Here is a 17691-nt window from a genome sequence, read left to right on the forward strand (position 1 = left end):
GACGAAAAATTACAAGGCTTTTAAACAAGTCTTCTTTTTTTTAAATAAATCAATTAGATATAAAAAAATGCACATTAAAGATAGACTATTTTTATGGATATTCAATTATTGTTCTGATGATCTATGGTTAACTTAATCCTGAGTTAATCTTAGAAATAAGATTCTTGGAAAAATGTATGATTTAAAAAAAACACCTCCGATTTATCATCAAAGGTGTTTAGTTTGTTTTTATTTTTTATATTTTATTTATAGTATTCTATCAAAAAAATAAGAATTTTTATTTTCCATATCCTCTTCCGTTGAAATGTTTATTTCTACGATTCTGCTGACCGATCTTTGTCAATTTTTTGCTTTTTTTATAATTATCAGCCAACTCAACCGCTTGATCTTTGCGTAGATAAGCCCCGCTACTTCCATGTTTCTTAATTTGTTTTCCTTCTTGCTCTGCTAGATAATGAGCATAATCCCACGCATAAGCAGCAGATAAAGTACTTAAACATGACAAAACAATAAAAGATCTAAAATATAATTGCATGACTTCCTCCATTTATTAAACTATTTTTAGATAAGAAAATGAGTATTTTCTTATCTTCATAATGCTCATTATTAAATGACGCCCTATTAGATTTATCGTCGTAACCTGCCCTGTTCTATAAGAAAAATATACGTGAGTAAAATAATTGAGTAAAAATTACCTAGATCATATATAAGAAAAACGCGCAGCTAAGGTCATTATTAAGGCAATGCCTCCTGAAGTAAGAATTTTTCTTTTTGTTAAAAACAAACCATATAAAAACTACAATAAAAGCCTCTTGTTAAATTTTAATATCATTGACTTATTATCTAAGATAACATCAAAAATTTTCTTCTTTTCGATAACTGGAAATGAGCATATAAGAGGATGCTAAACAATTAAATTTAATGAGCAAAATACTATGAAAATCAAATACTTTCTTTTCTCAAACTTATTAGCTCTCAGTATCTCACTTTTTTATTTAACAGGGTGCGAAGACAAAACACATTCTTCTACCTCCAAAAAAGAGATCTTGAAATTGGCAACTTCAGCTGATAATCCCCCTTTTGAATTTCATCAAACAACAACAAAGCAAATCACAGGTTTCGATATTGAACTAGCCCATGCACTTGCAGATGTTCTGAATATTGAGCTTGAAATTCAGGATATGGATTTCGCTTCTATTATTCCTGCGTTGTTCTCAGGCCGTGCAGATTTTGCTATGGCAACTTTTTCTGTTACGGAAGAACGAAAGAAAAGTGTCTGTTTTTCAGAAGATTATTACACAGCTCAACCAGCTTCTGTTAGTCTAAAAAATCGTTCTTTTTCAACACAAAAAGATTTTGAAGGCACAAAAATTGGGGTTCAATTAGGTTCTTCCTATGAACAAATGATGAAAAAAATCGCTGGGAAAATAAAAAATGTTCAACTTATCCCCCTTAATAAACTTGGAGAACTCATTCAAGAAGTTAAAGCTGGCAGAATTGATGCTGCTGTTATAGATATTGCTCCTGCCAGAGCATATGTTGAAAATAATAAAGATCTGCAAACAAACATTATTGAAGAATTTCAAGAGAACTATGCAATAGCATTCCCTAAAAACTCACCATGGGCAGAAAAATTTAATGAGGCATTAAAGAAGTTAAAAACAAACGGGAAACTTAATGAGCTAATATCTAAATGGTTTAGTCACACTTCTTCTTAGTCTTCTTTTTTTAATTTTTGGAGGGCACTATGTGACCGTTGCCCTCTTCCTTTTTTAGTCTCTAAATAATATAAGATTTAATAGAAAATATAATTAGGAAATTTCTTTATTCATATTCATTTATGAGTGAAATCTCTTGGAAATTAGCGGATTTTTTATCTTTAAAGTACTCTTTTTCGTACTTTGACCAATTAGCGGGAGAAAGCCTAACTTTAAGATATATTTTTTCCTCTTGATCCAACCTCTCTAAAATTTCCCCATGCTGATACAGCCATGCAAGAGCTGCCCCATTGGAGCTTTCAATATCAAAAGTAAAAACTTTCAAAGAAGATGCTAGCTTAGTCTCAATGACTTTAAGAAGATTATTGATTCCATCTCCCGTTAAAGCAGATAGTAATACTTTGTGAGATTTATCTTGCTCTTGAGTATTCAAAAAATTTTCTGATGATAAAAGATCACTTTTATTCAAAACTTCTATTAAGTTAGGGTTATAATCAACCTCTATTTCAAGTTGTTTCAAAATAGCCAGTACGTCTTCTTTCTGATGTTCAGTTTCAGGATGTGTGATATCTCTCACATGTATAATCACATCGGCTTCGAGAACTTCTTCTAAAGTTGCTCGGAAAGCAGCTATTAATTGCGTTGGAAGTTCAGAAATAAAGCCAACAGTATCAGAGAGAATAATTTCTCGGCCAGAAGGTAAACTTACCTGTCTCATTGTTGGATCTAAAGTAGCAAACAATAAATCTTCAGCAAAAACATCTGCATTTGCTAAAGAATTGAACAATGTTGATTTGCCTGCATTGGTATAACCTACAAGTGCAACAATAGGATATGGAATACGTTTCCTTGCTTTACGATGCAATTGGCGCGTGCGAACAACTTGCGTCAGTTCTTTTTTAATCTTTGCAATCCGCTCACTAATAAGGCGCCGATCTACTTCTAGCTGAGTTTCCCCTGGCCCTCCAATAAAGCCTAATCCTCCACGTTGTCTCTCTAAGTGAGTCCAATTCCGTACAAGGCGACTTTTTTGATACATAAGAGCAGCCAGTTCAACCTGCAAACGCCCTTCAGCTGTTTGCGCTCTTTTTCCAAATATTTCTAGAATGAGGCCCGTACGATCAATAACTTTTGTTTTCCAGGCTTTTTCAAGGTTACGCTGTTGAATAGGCGTTAAGCTTGAATCAATAATTACAAGCTCAGCTTGATGCAATGAAATGATTTCTGTAAATGTGCTAACCACGCCTTCTCCAAGTAAAGTAGAAGGTTTTGGTGTTCGCACATTTATGATTTCAGCGTAAACAATCTCTAAGTCAATCGCTTTAGCAAGCCCTTTAGCTTCTACCAATCTAAGATTAGGATCTCTATTAGAACTAATATTGCTCTTAAAATTAGGATATAATAGAATTGTTCTTTGCGATTTTTTTATAAGCTCAGAAAATTCCTTAATTGCCACAGAAAAAACCAAACATTAACTTTCGTTATCTACATTCTCAGCATCAAATAATTGCACTGGATTTGTAGGCATTATCGTTGATATGGCATGCTTATAAACAAGCTGTGAATGCGCATCTCTTCTTAATAATACAGAGAAATTATCAAACCATGTGATAATACCTTGTAACTTTACACCATTTACAAGAAACAAAGTTACAGGATTTTTGTTCTTACGAAGGTGATTTAAAAATGTATCTTGCAAATTACTTATCTTATCCGAAATCATATGTTAACCCCATGTTACTCTAGACGTTTGCCTCCTTTTTCAATATTAATTAGTTCTTATGATTTTTTTTATTTTATAAGGGGCTTTTTTACAGAAGGCCTCAATAACGCCCTATTATCCACAAATTCTAAATGGTGGATGCTTCATTTTCACATGTATTTAATCTCAAAGCATATACAAAAAGTACTTATACAAATATTAAGTACATACTTAAATTTTTATTCTACACTGATAAGGAATACATCCTCCATTGGTTTATAATGCCCTAGTAAACTAAACTCTTTATCTTAGTTTTTCTTAGTCCATATAACCATCAATGGATGAAAAATAATTATTCTATTTCAAAAAGTCAACTTCTTTTCGTAAACATACGTCATTTTGTTTTCAAGTATTGAAAGATTCAACCATTGTAAAAATAAAACTTTACTTAATGTAGAGCCCTACTAATGTTTTTAATTTTTTTTAGATGATTTCAATTATAAATTTTCGCGTAAGTGATTTTCACTTCATTTGGCTGCATTGAATGCTTATTAAGATTAAGTGTTGTTATGTTACAAAGGGCTTTATCTAAAGAAACTTCTGATCAAATATCCTATTTTATGCAGCTAATATTTTAGTGTAATATTGCACAGGATTTATTTCTCCTTGCTCTTTAAGGCAGTAAATATAAAAATCTCAGCTATTTTTTTAAAAACTATCTAACTCTATCTCTTCGAATCATTTTACTGTTAATTTGAAGAAGCAGTTTTATTAAAATTATTGTCCCTATTAAAGATTCCCTCAGAGAATATTGTTTCTTGAAGCCAAATATAGTCTCTCATCATCGCATAATTTTTTAAATAATCTGATGTTGATAAATAGCATTAAGAATGAATAGGTTTGTGAAGGAAAATTTAAGAACATCTTCCTGTACAATAAAATATAAAATGAGAGCCTCTTGTAACTAAGTCTAAAATGGCCTTAGAGACATCTCCTTTAAAAGCTTATTGGTGAACACACTAAGCCTGTTCAAGAAGCAGGGCCGCTTTTTCTCTTAAAATCCCTTAGCATTATTTACATAATTATTAGACTTCGCCGAAATAGCAAGAGCGATTACTTTAGATAGTTGAGATATTCTTAGGAAAAAATAAATTTTCCCTTACAAATAACAACATGATCTATAATGCAAAAAATTCAACTTTAAAAAAGATTTCTAAGCTAGATCCCTTCTGGGTGCATTTTCAAAACCTCTTCAACAGTTTGATCAAGATCTCTTTGGGTGCACAACCCTAACGTTACAGGGTGTCGTGGCTTAATATTTAATGCTTTTTTATGGGTTTTATTCCGAATTGCATCAATAGTTGCTTTTGTTGTCCCTAAAAGTCTGCATAATAAAGTATCATTCATTTGCGGATAGTGTTTTAAGATCCATGCAATACCATCAGGTCGATCTTTACGCAAAGAAACCGGTGTATAGCGTCCTTTTTTCAGATTCTTATCTAAAATAGAGTCATGCTCTTTAAGAATTAAATGCTTAGATGAATCTTCTTCACATCGCTTAATTTCTTGAGCTGTTAATTGATTATTAGCGAGAGGGTCAAAAGGCACCAAACCAATACCAATTTCACCATCAGCAAGGGCCTGCACCTCAAGAAGATGTAATTCACAAAATGCTGCTATTTGCTCAAACGTTAATGTCGTATTTTCAACAAGCCAAAGTGCCGTTGCCTTTGGCATTAATGGAACAACCATTTTTCTTCCTTTCTTTAAGGATAATCACTTTTATTAGTTAGGTGATAATCTTTCTTTTATAATCTCATAAGTAATAGTTTTTGAGTATAACTCAATTAACTTTCATCCCCAAGACAAATGCCTAAACCTCTCGCGGTTTGTACAAGCACACTTTCAGGATCAACAGCTCTATTTCGCGCAATAGCTTCAAGAATAGGCACATCAATAACTGTTCTATTTTGCCAAGCAACCATTCGATCAAACTTCTGTTCAGCAATTAAATCAACTGCTTTTACACCGAAAGCTGACGCCAAAATACGATCTGAAGCATCAGGCTGCCCCCCTCTTTGGACGTGACCCAAAACCATAAAACGGGTTTCTGCTCCTGTAAGACGCGTAATTTGATCACTCAAATAATGCCCAATTCCGCCATATCTTGCGCGTCCAGAAAGATCTTTAATTTGAATAGGTTGACCTTCCTCAGTTTTAACAGCTTCAGCAACAACAACAAGAGCAAAGTTACGCCCACGTTTTAAAAGTTGATTTATCTTATTCTGAACATGTTCTAATTTGTAAGGTATTTCAGGGATCAAAATGACGTCAGCTCCCCCCGCAATACCTGCTGTTAAAGCAATATGCCCAGCGTCTCGTCCCATTAATTCTAAAACCATGACTCGATCATGGCTTGCAGCTGTCGGTTGTAGACGATCGAGAGCTTCTGTCGCTACATCTACAGCAGTCATAAAACCAATTGATTGGTCTGTACATTCTAAATCATTATCGATCGTTTTAGGAATAGCGACGAAGGGGATGCTACCTCGCCGACAAAGCTCATGAATAATCTTTAAACTTCCATCACCACCAATACCAATAAGAGCATCCAATCCAAGCATACGACAACCTTCAACAATTTCCATCGAACGATCTTTGAAAGATCCATCCGGCATAGGAAATGCAAAAGGGTCTCCTTTAGTTGTGGTACCCAAAATTGTTCCACCTCGATGGAACACGCCTTCTTCAAATGTCTCTATTGTCAAAGGTCGATATCCCACAGGACGATTTAAAAGGCCTATCGTTCCATGGTTAATACCAAAAACTTGCCAGCCATACCCATCGATTGCCCGCACAGTTACCGCTCTTAAAACAGCATTTAATCCGGCACAATCGCCACCACTCGTTAAAATTCCAATTTTTTTTGTCATTGTTTTCCAATTATTTCTATTGAACAGACTATTCAGAACCTATCTCATTTGGTATAACATGCGCAAGATGACTTAAAAAATTTTTATAAATGTGATAGTACAATGGTCAAAAAATTAATTAATCGCGAGTACTAAAGCCAATGGAATCAATGGAAATTGTTAAAATGCAGCTTGAAAAAGTTAGCGAGGAACATCGTGAACTTGATCATATGATTGAAAAGATGATGGAAGAGCGCATCGTCAATCAAGTTGCAGTACAACGGCTCAAAAAACGTAAATTACTCTTAAAAGATCAAATCCTAAGACTTAAAAGTCAATTACTTCCTGATATTATTGCATAAGAAAAATGGTGCGCCCTGCAGGATTCGAACCTGCGACCTGCGGCTTAGAAGGCCGACGCTCTATCCAACTGAGCTAAGGGCGCATGAGATGCTTTCAATTTTTAATCTATTAAGTAAGCACTCACCGGCAATTTAATCGAGAAATGATGAGAGGTAAAGAAAATTTACATAAAAAAATGCCCTAAGAAATTTCTAGGGCATTTTTACTAACTCACAAAAGAACTATCTTAGCGTTTAATATCTCTTTTTTGTTTATTTAATAATTTTGCAAAGGCTGACATTTCTTCACCATGAGCAGTTGCCCAAGCAACTTCTTGTAATTTTTTCAGTGTTAACTCACTATAGTCTGCAAGATCAACTTTTTGTTCGAGCCCAAATTGTATCCGCGCATAATGTTGAAGTTTTCCTTTTTTATGTAACCTTGCCATTGTATCTTCCACACCTTGCCCGGTAATTCCCATAAAAAATCCAGGAATGTTCCCAGGATTTCCAAAACCTAACTTTCCTGCATTTTTATTCAGCTGAAGGAATGATTCGGTACCCGTCCCAAGGGAAAGCATGTTTATTCTAACTTTTCTCCCTTGCTCTTTATAACGATCCCGCGCATGTTCAAAGGCGATAGTTGCAGGGTTATTATAGCCAACGCCTCCATCAATAGCTGTGTACGATCCTTTCTTTGTTGTGACCTCTATTCCAGGGAAATAAGTGGGAGCCGCACTTGTTGCACGTCCTGCCTCAAGCATTGATACATCTTTTGTATCTCCATCTTCACTGCTCAATAATTTCAGTGCTCCTGTTTTACTATCAACAGAAGTTACAGTAACAGGCACTTTAACTTCAGACAGTGCCGCCTCTCCAACATACTTTTTAATAACACTCTCAAGCCCTTCAGGCCGATAAGTAGCTCCTAAGAAACCACCGGGATTTGAAATTATATCCCAGGTACTACGCCCAAAAATAACTTTACCTTCTTTCACGTAGAGGTCGAGAACTTCATTTGCAGAAAGACCACGCGCTAACAAGATTGCGGCTAATCCACCTGTTGATGTTCCATAAATACGATCAAATAATTGATGAGTTCTTAGCCCTGTCTTCATTTCAAGAGCTGCAAGCATTGTAAGAGTCCCAACTCCACGCATTCCCCCCCCATCAAGACAAAGAATATTTTCTTCTTCTCTAGAACCTGCACCTGTTATGAACTTTTTTATGATGTTTGGCTTCTTAGAAAAAGAAGTGCTTATTCCCTCTTCAAGGACAGCCCGCTGTACCCCACCATCTATGGCTTCTTCTAATCTATCTTCATAATGATGAATACTTTGAGCAAGGTTTTGAGCTTGTTGTTCTAATTCAGATCCTGCGCCAGCCTCTGCTCTTTCAAGTTTCTTATTAACTTGCCACGCATCTTTGACAGCTTTCGCATATTCTACTTCATCCTTCTTATATTCGGTGACTTGTGACGCACTTACAGCAGGCTCACTTGTCTCGCCTTCCACAAAACTTGATTCGCAAGCAATACTATGCATCCTGCTGGCTGATGGCATAACGTCACGATTTTCTTCAGTGAGAGACCCCCCATTTCCGTGAACGCCATAAGCGCCTCCCATTAATAAAAGAGAAGCTAATCGAGTGGCTGCATAAATTTTTAACTTGGATTTCTTTTGTGCGCACTTTGGGTTTTGTCGTGCTTTCATGATCTACCTCCTAAAGTTAGGGTTCAATTCACGATCTTATTGATAAGAAATTTTAAGAAAGTACGCAATTGCCTATAATGCATACATAAGATTCATCAAATACACATAAGGATGAAAAGCAAGAATTAACAAATAGTTAACAAATAAATGAAGAATCAAAATTCAACTCATGTTAGATTTTTATATTCATTTTAAACTTATTTTTTTGAGAAAATAAGATGGCCCCTTTGATTTTACATAAAGGGGCCTTTTCCTTAAGCGGCTATGTCTATTATGTTGTTTGTCTGAGCTGGTTCATTAACAATACTTACTTGTTCGCGTTCTTGAGGAAGTCTTAACATTTGACCTTTTTGGACTTCTTGTTTTCGTCTTTCAATATAAGCCCTAAACCCTTCATTTGTTTGGATAAATGTTGTTGCTAATTGTTGCATTAATGCAACTGATTTTGAACTTATATCTGCAAGGTCAATTTTAGTAGGCAACTGTATATTGAAGTAATCATACTCATCAATGTCACCTATCTCCTTATGATCCTTCATTGCCTTACGAGTTTGAGTCATTTGATAATGGAACATCATTTCCATATCTGTACCTGGGTGAATAAAAGCCCACAACCCAGCCATCGTGTGAGGCTTATACACAGATACTTCTCCTGTTCCCAGGGTAAGAATGCTTGGCTTTTTACCAGGATTAAGCCTACGATACTCTCTCAACGCAAGTTCACTTGGATCATTAGCGGAAAACCCACCATCTCGCGCAATAAAAGTTCCATTCTTAGTTTTAATCTCTTTAGCATCAAAGTAGGTTGTTGCAGCACTTGTTCCACGGCCAGCATCCAACATTGAAACTTCAGGATGTGAAGCACTAGAAAGCAAAATGCCTTCCTCTGTATCTACATTTTGCACAACTACACCAACTGGCACTTTTACATCTGCAAGCATTGCATCTCCAACTTGTTCCTCAATAACTGCTTCAAGTTGTGTTGCATCATAGGCAGAACGAAAAAGTCCTAATGGATTCGTGAAATAATCCGAATAACTCCATGAGAAAATTCTATTTCCATTATTAAGATAAACATCAAGAACCTCACCCGCAGACATGCCGCGCGCTAACATAAGAGCTGCAAGCCCTCCTGTCGACGTGCCATAAATACCTCCTTTGAAAAGCTCAAAAGTTTTCAAGCCTGTCTCTTCCTCGAGTGCCTTCAATTGCATGAGCTCAAGAATTCCTCGAAATCCACCTCCATGAAGCGCTAAAATATTGTCGCTTTCCTCTTGAGAATCGGGTTTGATAATCGATTCTGAAGTTTTGGCTTTCTTCTTAGAAGAAAAAGCCTTAATCACCTTTTCTTTAGTTTGTTGAAGAAAACTTTTCTTGTCTAATTTTTCAACTTCTTTTTCTAAAAGCGCTTGTTGAACACCAACCTTAATATCTTCTTCTAGCTTTTCTTCAATCTCGTGGACACGTTGATCCCGCTTTTGAACTTTTTTCGTTAATTTTGATGTGTCTTTACCTTTTTTCTTTGCTTTTTCAAGCTTATCATGGGCTTTAAGAGACTTTACAAGTGCTTCTTCATATTGGGCTTCATGCCGTTTATATGCCTCAACTTGTTTTTTAGAAGCATGCACAATAGGCTCACTTGTCTCACCTTCCACAAAACTTGATTGATATGCAGCATCATAGTGCCTTCCAACTTGAAGAGGCATGACTTCTCGGTTTTCTTCCCCAAGAATTTCACTATCTCCATGCCCACCGGCATAGGCTGTTCCCATAAGAAGAAGGGAACCTAATCTAAGAACTGCGTATAATTTAAGAGCGTTAGGGTGACTCATATTTAACTCCATATTGGCGACTGTTTACATTTTACATATAGACAACAATCAAAAATCTTCAAGTGCGGAATTAACATACAAGCATTGCATTTTTTACAAAACACTCTTTATTTATAAGGAATGATTGTTCTCAAAATTTTTCCAGCATCAAAATAAACAAGATCAGAAAAGCTAAAAACTCAAGTATTGATTAAGGCAATAAAGATTGTTATAAGATGTCTTATGAGTGGCCTGGCGTAAGGTTATTAGAACTTTAGGGCATGCCTATCCACTCAAGTTTTATTAAATATTCACTTTAAATAGGAATGAAAAATGCCCAAACTTAAAACCAAAAGTAGCGTAAAAAAACGCTTCAAATTGACTGGTACAGGCAAAGTTGTTATGGCCCAAGCCGGAAAACGCCATGGAATGATCAAGCGTACTCAGAAGATGATTCGTAATGCACGCGGAACAACCGTCATGTGTGACCAAGATGCTAGAATCATTAAACGTAACTTTATTCCTTACGGACTTTAAGAGGAGATACTACCATGGCCCGTGTAAAAAGAGGGACTACAACCCACGCTCGTCATAAAAAAATTATCAAAATGGCTTCTGGCTATTTTGGTCGTCGCAAAAATTGTTATCGTACAGCCGTTCAAGCTGTTGAAAAAAGCCTTCAATATGCTTATCGCGATCGCCGTACACGTAAGCGCAATTTCCGCGCCTTATGGATCCAACGTATTAATGCCGCAGCACGTGAATTTGGTCTTACCTATTCACAGTTCATGAACGGTGTCCATAAAGCTGGCATCGAAGTTGATCGTAAAGTACTTGCTGATCTTGCTGCTCGTGAACCACAAGCATTTGAAGCAATTGTTAATCAAGCAAACAAAGCGCTTCAAGCAGCCTAAGCTTATAAAAACAACGTCTCTCCCCTCTCCTGCTATTTTAATAAGTAATAAGAGAGGGGATTGAAGTTAGATTCATTTCTCGTGTTTTTAATCACCTAATCTCACATTCTCGATATACTTATTGAAGCGAGCTGGAATATTTCTTGAAAAGAAGATGAACCAGCAAGTCAAAGGGGAGGGAATATAGAGAAACTTTTCTGGCTCACCCTATAAGTATATTCTTAATTTATCCAATTGTCTAATTTTTATTAAGATCTTTGATATGCTCTAATGCATCTCACTTTGTCTTTCCATCCTTTTATTAAGTATCCTAAGAAAATAATTATTACTAATCTTATCAACAACGTACCAATTGAAATCACTTCTCTAATTTTTGTCTTAAGCATTGTACGTTACAAAATTAAGCGTAGAATGAAGGCTATCTATAAAATCATAAAAACTGAGTAACTTATTTATCATGAATGATCTTCAACAAAATGCTGATAAGTTTATTCAGACAGCTCCTTATTTTGGAATTATTCGGGCTCACGGGCCTCTTTATTTCACAGGAAGCTATTTTCTAAAGACCATGACATGGCGCGATCTTGATCTGCAACTAGGCCTTCAAGTAGAACAAGATCCAAAAGAAATTCTCAGCATTATTTCTGCTTCTTTAATCAAAGAAAAAGGCCTTCAGAAATTAAAATTTATTGATTTTCTTAATTATCCTCGCCCTCCCATGACATCAGGATTATGTTTAAGCCTTAACGCTTTTGATGAGAATATCCAAGATTTTTGGAAAATTGATATCTGGGGACTCGATCCTTTAACTTTGCAAGAAAATCAAAAAATTATGCATCATTTAAAAGAAAAAATGACGCCAGAACATCATGCGCTTATTATGGCTTTTAAGAATGAGTGGACAATGCTTTATGGTCGCCCGCCAAAAATGGCTAGCTACTCTCTCTATCAAGCTATTATTCTTGAAAACCTTCAAGAAAAGCAAGAAATAGAGGCCTACCTTCGCTCAAAAGGAGTCAAAATTTAACGTTTTCGTTTATTTAAGCTTATCACTCTATCTAACTTCTATTTTTTACAATATCTAATTGATTTTAAATAAAATATTTATTGAACATTTTTCATTTTTTTCTTCCAAAAATGAGGCTCCTGTGGTATATTATAAGAGTAGGGTTATTGAGCGCGCCTTACAAAACAAGATGGTAGAAAAATAAATAAAAAAAGTTGGGTATGGTTTTTGTCACTCATTTGCTGACATTTTAAAAATCTATGGCATAATCGCACCACTTTTAAATGATTAACAGGATAAGGAAATGAATGAACTTCACTCCATTGCTGAGCGTTTTCTCACGCAAATAAATGATGCCTCTGCGTTGCAAGAGTTAGAGTCTCTTCGAGTCCAAGCTCTCGGAAAGCAGGGAGAAATCTCAAATCTTATGAAAACTTTAGGATCTTTAAATCCTGAAGAACGTAAAGAACGTGGGGCTCAATTGAATACATTGCGTGATCAGATTACAATGAGCCTAGAAGCTAAAAAAGAAATTTTGGAAGCGGCTCAGCTTCAATCACGCCTTGAAAAAGAAAAGATTGATGTGACGCTACCTATTCGTCCTCAAACGCTTGGCACGATTCATCCTATCTCTCAAGTCATGTATGAAATGATTGCCATCTTTAAGAACATGGGATTTTCTGTTGCCGAAGGCCCCGATATTGAAGAAGATTTTTATAATTTCACGGCTCTCAATATCCCGCTTGAACATCCTGCACGTCAAGATCATGACACGTTTTATCTCCCCGCGACTGCAGAAGGGACAGAAAGAAAAGTCTTAAGAACGCATACGTCTCCTGTCCAAATTCGGTCCATGTTAAAGAAAAAAGGACCTCTTCGTATTATTGCCCCAGGACGTGTGTATCGCAGTGATTATGATGCCACCCATACCCCAACTTTCCATCAAATTGAGGGATTATATGTAGCTGAAGGCGTCCATATGGGGCATTTAAAAGCATGCCTTCAAACTTTTTGTGAAGAGATGTTTAATCAACCTCATTTACCGTTACGGTTTCGCCCCGGCTATTTTCCTTTCACAGAACCCTCTGCCGAAATTGACATTGCTTGTTATCGTAAAGATGGTCAATTAATCGTGGGTCCCGGACAAGATTGGCTTGAAATCTTAGGATGTGGAATGATTCACCCGAAGGTTCTCGAGAATTGCGGAATTGATTCAACAAAATATCAAGGCTTTGCCTTTGGCATGGGAATTGAAAGAGTTGCGATGCTGAAATACGGCATTCCTGATTTACGCTCTTTTTATGAAGCCGATCTTAGATGGCTTAGACACTATGGCTTCTCTCCTTTTGAAGCTTTGATGGAAGGAACATCCGAATGAAATTTACTCTTTCTTGGCTTAAAGAACATTTTTTAACAGAAGCTTCCTTAGAGGTAATCGTTGAGCGTCTCAATTCTTTGGGACTCGTCGTGGATAGTATTCAACATCCTGGTGAGCGCCTAAAAGGGTTTAAAATTGTTCATGTGCTTGAAGCAACCCCTCACCCTGATGCCGATCGTTTAAAGGTTTTATTGGTCGATACAGGGCAAGAAAAACTACAAGTTGTTTGTGGAGGCGCAAATGCTCGTCAAGGAATGAAAGGGGTCCTAGCTCTTCCAGGCCTCACCATTCCAAGCAATGGTATGACCATGAAAATTGCAGCTGTGAGAGGCGTTGAGAGCAATGGCATGATGTGCTCGGAGCAAGAGCTAGAGCTTGCGGAAACATCTGAAGGTATTATCGAGCTACCGGAAGAAGCCCCTGTGGGGATGGATTTTGCCGTCTATGCCGGACTTGATGATCCTATTCTAGACGTTGAAATTACCCCGAATCGCGGAGATTGCCTTGGCGTCAGAGGTATTGCGCGGGACTTAGCCGCCACCCCCCTCGGCACGTTGACAGATCTAAAAATTCCTCCGATTCAAGGTTCTTATAAAAGCCCTCTGGCAGTAACACTCGAGACTTCACAGGCATGCTCTTATTTCGCCGGTCGCTTTATCCGGGGTCTTACCAATTGCGAAAGTCCTCAATGGCTCCAAAAAAAGCTTAAAGCTATTGGCATTCGTCCTATTTCAGCTCTCGTCGATATTACCAATTTCATTTGTTTTGATCGTGGTCGCCCTATGCATATCTTTGATGCAGACAGACTTCACGGCAATCTTACAGTACGAACTGCTCAAACGAATGAAACTTTGTTGGCGCTGAATAACAAAAGCTATACGCTCGACACTGATATGACCATTGTAGCCGATACACAAGGACCTGTGGCTGTCGGTGGCATTATTGGGGGCCTGGAAAGTGGCACTCAACTGGAGACACAAAATGCCTTTTTAGAATGTGCTTTTTTTGATCCAATTAGTATTGCGATGACGGGCCGCAAAACAGGAATTATAACCGATTCACGGTATCGTCTTGAACGTAGTGTAGATCCTGCCCTTATTGATGAATGTATTGAACAAGCCACCCAGCTTATTTTAGATATTTGCGGGGGGGAACCTAGTGAAATGGTCCGAACAGGTCATTTACTAGACACGACAAAGACTATACTTTTTGACTTTAATCGGATACGTACTTTAGGAGGATTGAATCTGCCTGAAGACGAGAGTCGCACCATTTTAGAAAAGCTTGGCTGTCATATCACGCAAAATGAAGTCCGCACACCTTCTTGGCGTAAAGATCTCGAAGGAAGCGCAGATCTTGTAGAAGAAGTTTTAAGAGTCAAAGGGTATGAATCAATTCCTGCCGAAGATCTCCCTCCTCTTCATATAGATGAGCAACTTTCAGATAACACGCCTCTTACTGCCGCTCAGAAACGTCGTTGGATTGCAAGACGAACTCTTGCTAGCCGTGGATTTCATGAAGCTTTGACCTGGTCCTTTCTTTCTGAAAAACAAGCTAAACTCTTTAATGGCGGACATTCTGATTTAAAAATTGAAAACCCGATTAGCGGGGACCTTTCAGACATGAGACCTTCTTTGTTGCCCAATCTTTTATCGGCAATTTCTCGTAATCTTTCTCGCGGAATTAAGAATCCAGCTCTCTTTGAAATTGGCCCTCAATTTCAATCGAGCACACAAACGCTCGTCGTTGCCGGAATTCGAGCAAGTGAAACCAATGCAAAGCATTGGGCATCACCTCAACGACCAATTGATTTCTTTGATATTAAAGCCGATGTTTTGTCCCTTTTAACTTCCCTCGGCATTGAAGCTTCAATACCTCAATTACACGCTGAAGCTTCTTCTTGGTATCATCCTGGACGCTCAGCTTCTTTAAAATTGGGTCCCAAAGTTACGCTTGCCACTTTTGGTGAAATTCACCCAACCCTTTTAAAAGAGTTTGATTTAGAGACATCTGTGATCGCTTTTGAATGTTATCTCGATTCAATTCCGCTTCCAAAAAAAGATTTTCGTAAAAAATCTTTAGTGTTAAGCCCCTATCAAGTTGTCGAACGAGATTTTGCGTTTATTTTAGATGAAAGCCTTCCAGCGGATAAGCTTCTTTCGGGAATTCGCAAGAGTGACCCACACCTTATCAAAGAGATCCGTATTTTCGATGTCTATCAAGGAACTGGCATTCCTGAAGGCAAAAAATCAATTGCTCTTTCAATTCGACTTGAACCCCACGAGGCAACCTTGACAGAAGCTCAAATCTCTGATCTTTCTGACAAGATCATTTCAGCCGCACAACAAATCGGAGCCCAGTTACGCACATGACCCTTCAGTCACATATTCGCAATTTCTCAATTATTGCACACATTGACCATGGTAAATCAACTTTGGCTGATCGCCTTATTCAAGTCTGTGGTGGCTTGACCGAACGTGAGTTAGTCGATCAAGTCCTTGATAGCATGGATATTGAGCGTGAACGCGGCATTACCATTAAAGCTCAAACCGTTAGACTCAGCTATAAAGCGAAAGATGGAAAAACATACCAGCTTAACCTCATGGATACGCCAGGCCACGTGGATTTCGCCTATGAGGTCAGTCGATCTCTAGCCGCCTGTGAAGGTTCTCTGTTAGTTGTTGATGCAAGCCAAGGCGTTGAAGCGCAAACTCTTGCAAACGTTTATCAAGCGATCGATAACAATCATGAAATCATTCCTGTTCTCAACAAGATTGACTTACCGGCCGCCGATCCCGATCGCGTCAAAAAGCAAATCGAAGATGTCATCGGACTGGATACGTCAGAAGCTGTTGTTGTTTCCGCTAAAAGTGGCATAGGCATTGAAGATGTTTTAGAGGCTCTTGTCGCTAAACTCCCGGCTCCAGACGGCGATCCTGATGCACCTCTTAAAGCTCTTTTGATCGATAGTTGGTATGATCCCTATTTAGGCGTTATCATTTTAGTCCGCATTAAAGATGGTATTCTTAAAAAAGGAATGAAAGTAAAAATGGTGGCCGCAGGCGCTGTTCACCAAGTTGATAGTGTGGGTGTTTTTACCCCCAAAAAAGTGATGGTTGATGGCCTCTATCCCGGCGAAGTTGGTTTCATCACGGCAAGTATCAAGCATGTTGCTGACTGTAAAGTCGGTGATACAATTACCGAAGAAAAGCGACCAACAGATCAACCTTTTACAGGGTTCAAACCGAGTATTCCTGTCGTCTTTTGTGGCCTTTTCCCCGCTGAAGCAGATGATTTCGAAAATCTACGGGAAAGTCTCGCGAAACTACGTCTGAATGATGCCAGCTTCAGCTTTGAAGCTGAGAGTTCAGCAGCCCTTGGATTCGGCTTTCGTTGTGGTTTCTTAGGTCTTTTACACCTTGAAATTGTTCAAGAACGCCTCGAGCGCGAATATGACCTTGATTTGGTTACAACAGCCCCAAGTGTTGTGTATCGAATCCGCCTCACAAATGGCGAACACATTGAACTTCATAATCCTGCAGATTTTCCTGATGCCGGCAAAATTGATACGATTGAAGAACCTTGGATTAAAGCAACTATATTGGTCCCTGATGAACATTTAGGTGCGATATTAACTTTATGCACTGACCGTCGTGGCGAACAAATTGACCTAACATATGTCGGGAATCGCGCGATGGTTGTTTATAGACTTCCTTTAAACGAAGTCGTGTTTGATTTCTATGATCGCTTAAAATCCGTTTCACGAGGGTATGCAAGCTTCGATTATGAGATTGATGAGTATCGTGAAGGCGATCTTGTTAAGTTAACGATCTTAATTAATGCAGAACCTGTCGATGCTCTTTCTTGTATCGTTCACAGAGCTCAATCCGAAACGCGCGGCCGTGCCCTTTGCGAACGCTTAAAAGATCTGATCCCTCGGCAATTATTTAAGATCCCAATTCAGGCTGCTATTGGCGCTAAGGTCATTGCACGTGAGACGATTTCTGCCCTTCGTAAAGATGTTCTTGCGAAATGCTATGGCGGTGATATTTCCCGTAAACGTAAGCTGCTTGATAAACAAAAAGCTGGAAAGAAACGCATGCGCCAATTCGGAAAGGTTGAAATCCCTCAAAGTGCCTTCTTAGCGGCCTTGAGAATGGGCGAGGATTAATCTCCTTAAGATGAAGAAATATTGAA

General features: G+C 37.9%; 15 protein-coding genes and 1 tRNA gene. 8 read left to right on the forward strand and 8 right to left on the reverse strand.

The genetic code is table 11. From position 1 onward, the window contains the following. Window positions 1-277: 277 nt before the first annotated feature. A complete protein-coding gene (locus J0H12_03155) occupies window positions 278-535 on the reverse strand; it encodes a hypothetical protein (protein MBN9412910.1) in 258 nt (85 codons plus the stop codon). Window positions 536-1052: 517 nt separating this feature from the next. Here J0H12_03155 and J0H12_03160 point away from each other — a divergent pair. Beyond that, complete coding sequence (locus J0H12_03160) at window positions 1053-1718, forward strand: transporter substrate-binding domain-containing protein (GenBank protein ID MBN9412911.1); 666 nt, start codon at window positions 1053-1055, stop codon at window positions 1716-1718. 106 nt (window positions 1719-1824) lie between these two features. Here the strand turns inward: J0H12_03160 and hflX are convergent, their stop codons facing one another. The 4 genes from hflX to J0H12_03180 form a co-directional block, all read right to left on the reverse strand. Next, window positions 1825-3126, reverse strand: coding sequence for a GTPase HflX (gene hflX, locus J0H12_03165; protein ID MBN9412912.1), 1302 nt, complete (start codon window positions 3124-3126; stop codon window positions 1825-1827). A 63-nt stretch (window positions 3127-3189) separates the two neighbouring features. Further along, window positions 3190-3441 carry an RNA chaperone Hfq gene (gene hfq, locus J0H12_03170; GenBank protein ID MBN9412913.1) on the reverse strand — a complete coding sequence of 84 codons (252 nt, stop codon included), beginning with the start codon at window positions 3439-3441 and terminating at the stop codon, window positions 3190-3192. Window positions 3442-4638: 1197 nt separating this feature from the next. Beyond that, window positions 4639-5172, reverse strand: a complete 534-nt coding sequence (locus J0H12_03175) for a DUF1013 domain-containing protein (GenBank protein ID MBN9412914.1) — start codon at window positions 5170-5172, stop codon at window positions 4639-4641. Between the two features lie 95 nt (window positions 5173-5267). Further along, complete coding sequence (locus tag J0H12_03180) at window positions 5268-6353, reverse strand: ATP-dependent 6-phosphofructokinase (GenBank protein ID MBN9412915.1); 1086 nt, start codon at window positions 6351-6353, stop codon at window positions 5268-5270. A 164-nt stretch (window positions 6354-6517) separates the two neighbouring features. Here J0H12_03180 and J0H12_03185 point away from each other — a divergent pair, with 164 nt between their 5' ends. Then, entirely contained in the window at window positions 6518-6694 is a 177-nt protein-coding gene (locus J0H12_03185; GenBank protein MBN9412916.1) for a DUF465 domain-containing protein, read from the forward strand. A gap of 6 nt (window positions 6695-6700) precedes the next feature. On the opposite strand, the gene J0H12_03190 is transcribed toward J0H12_03185, so the two are convergent. The 3 genes from J0H12_03190 to J0H12_03200 form a co-directional block, all read right to left on the reverse strand. Further along, window positions 6701-6777: transfer RNA gene (locus tag J0H12_03190), tRNA-Arg, on the reverse strand. 144 nt (window positions 6778-6921) lie between these two features. Next, window positions 6922-8385 (reverse strand): patatin-like phospholipase family protein, encoded by a 1464-nt coding sequence (locus J0H12_03195; protein ID MBN9412917.1) that lies wholly within the window; start codon window positions 8383-8385, stop codon window positions 6922-6924. A 254-nt stretch (window positions 8386-8639) separates the two neighbouring features. Next, window positions 8640-10217: a patatin-like phospholipase family protein gene (locus J0H12_03200; protein MBN9412918.1), complete on the reverse strand. Its 1578-nt coding sequence runs from the start codon at window positions 10215-10217 to the stop codon at window positions 8640-8642. Between the two features lie 312 nt (window positions 10218-10529). Here J0H12_03200 and rpmI point away from each other — a divergent pair, with 312 nt between their 5' ends. The 6 genes from rpmI to lepA all read left to right on the forward strand — a co-directional run bounded on the left by rpmI (window position 10530) and on the right by lepA (window position 17665). Then, on the forward strand, window positions 10530-10733 hold the full coding sequence (rpmI, locus tag J0H12_03205) for a 50S ribosomal protein L35 (protein MBN9412919.1): 204 nt from the start codon (window positions 10530-10532) through the stop codon (window positions 10731-10733). Window positions 10734-10747: 14 nt separating this feature from the next. Further along, window positions 10748-11110, forward strand: coding sequence for a 50S ribosomal protein L20 (rplT, locus tag J0H12_03210; protein MBN9412920.1), 363 nt, complete (start codon window positions 10748-10750; stop codon window positions 11108-11110). Window positions 11111-11567: 457 nt separating this feature from the next. Further along, a complete protein-coding gene (locus J0H12_03215; GenBank protein MBN9412921.1) occupies window positions 11568-12137 on the forward strand; it encodes a hypothetical protein in 570 nt (189 codons plus the stop codon). A 283-nt stretch (window positions 12138-12420) separates the two neighbouring features. Then, the gene (pheS, locus tag J0H12_03220) at window positions 12421-13494 is read left to right on the forward strand and encodes a phenylalanine--tRNA ligase subunit alpha (GenBank protein MBN9412922.1); all 1074 of its coding nucleotides are present in this window, start codon (window positions 12421-12423) and stop codon (window positions 13492-13494) included. Next, a complete protein-coding gene (locus J0H12_03225; protein ID MBN9412923.1) occupies window positions 13491-15866 on the forward strand; it encodes a phenylalanine--tRNA ligase subunit beta in 2376 nt (791 codons plus the stop codon). The genes pheS and J0H12_03225 overlap by 4 nt, the downstream gene beginning before the upstream one ends. Further along, complete coding sequence (lepA, locus tag J0H12_03230) at window positions 15863-17665, forward strand: elongation factor 4 (protein ID MBN9412924.1); 1803 nt, start codon at window positions 15863-15865, stop codon at window positions 17663-17665. Before J0H12_03225 ends, lepA begins: the two co-directional genes overlap by 4 nt. Window positions 17666-17691: the final 26 nt, after the last annotated feature.

This window comes from Candidatus Paracaedimonas acanthamoebae, assembly GCA_017307065.1.
Lineage (GTDB): Bacteria > Pseudomonadota > Alphaproteobacteria > Caedimonadales > Caedimonadaceae > Paracaedimonas > Paracaedimonas acanthamoebae_A.

Coding starts and splice junctions, on each gene's coding strand:
- J0H12_03155 (MBN9412910.1), bottom strand. CDS start 535: ATGCAATTATATTTTAGATCTTTTATTGTTTTGTCATGTTTAAGTACT.
- hfq (MBN9412913.1), bottom strand. CDS start 3,441: ATGATTTCGGATAAGATAAGTAATTTGCAAGATACATTTTTAAATCAC.
- J0H12_03175 (MBN9412914.1), bottom strand. CDS start 5,172: ATGGTTGTTCCATTAATGCCAAAGGCAACGGCACTTTGGCTTGTTGAA.
- J0H12_03180 (MBN9412915.1), bottom strand. CDS start 6,353: ATGACAAAAAAAATTGGAATTTTAACGAGTGGTGGCGATTGTGCCGGA.
- J0H12_03185 (MBN9412916.1), top strand. CDS start 6,518: ATGCAGCTTGAAAAAGTTAGCGAGGAACATCGTGAACTTGATCATATG.
- J0H12_03195 (MBN9412917.1), bottom strand. CDS start 8,385: ATGAAAGCACGACAAAACCCAAAGTGCGCACAAAAGAAATCCAAGTTA.
- J0H12_03200 (MBN9412918.1), bottom strand. CDS start 10,217: ATGAGTCACCCTAACGCTCTTAAATTATACGCAGTTCTTAGATTAGGT.
- rpmI (MBN9412919.1), top strand. CDS start 10,530: ATGCCCAAACTTAAAACCAAAAGTAGCGTAAAAAAACGCTTCAAATTG.
- rplT (MBN9412920.1), top strand. CDS start 10,748: ATGGCCCGTGTAAAAAGAGGGACTACAACCCACGCTCGTCATAAAAAA.
- J0H12_03215 (MBN9412921.1), top strand. CDS start 11,568: ATGAATGATCTTCAACAAAATGCTGATAAGTTTATTCAGACAGCTCCT.
- pheS (MBN9412922.1), top strand. CDS start 12,421: ATGAATGAACTTCACTCCATTGCTGAGCGTTTTCTCACGCAAATAAAT.
- J0H12_03225 (MBN9412923.1), top strand. CDS start 13,491: ATGAAATTTACTCTTTCTTGGCTTAAAGAACATTTTTTAACAGAAGCT.
- lepA (MBN9412924.1), top strand. CDS start 15,863: ATGACCCTTCAGTCACATATTCGCAATTTCTCAATTATTGCACACATT.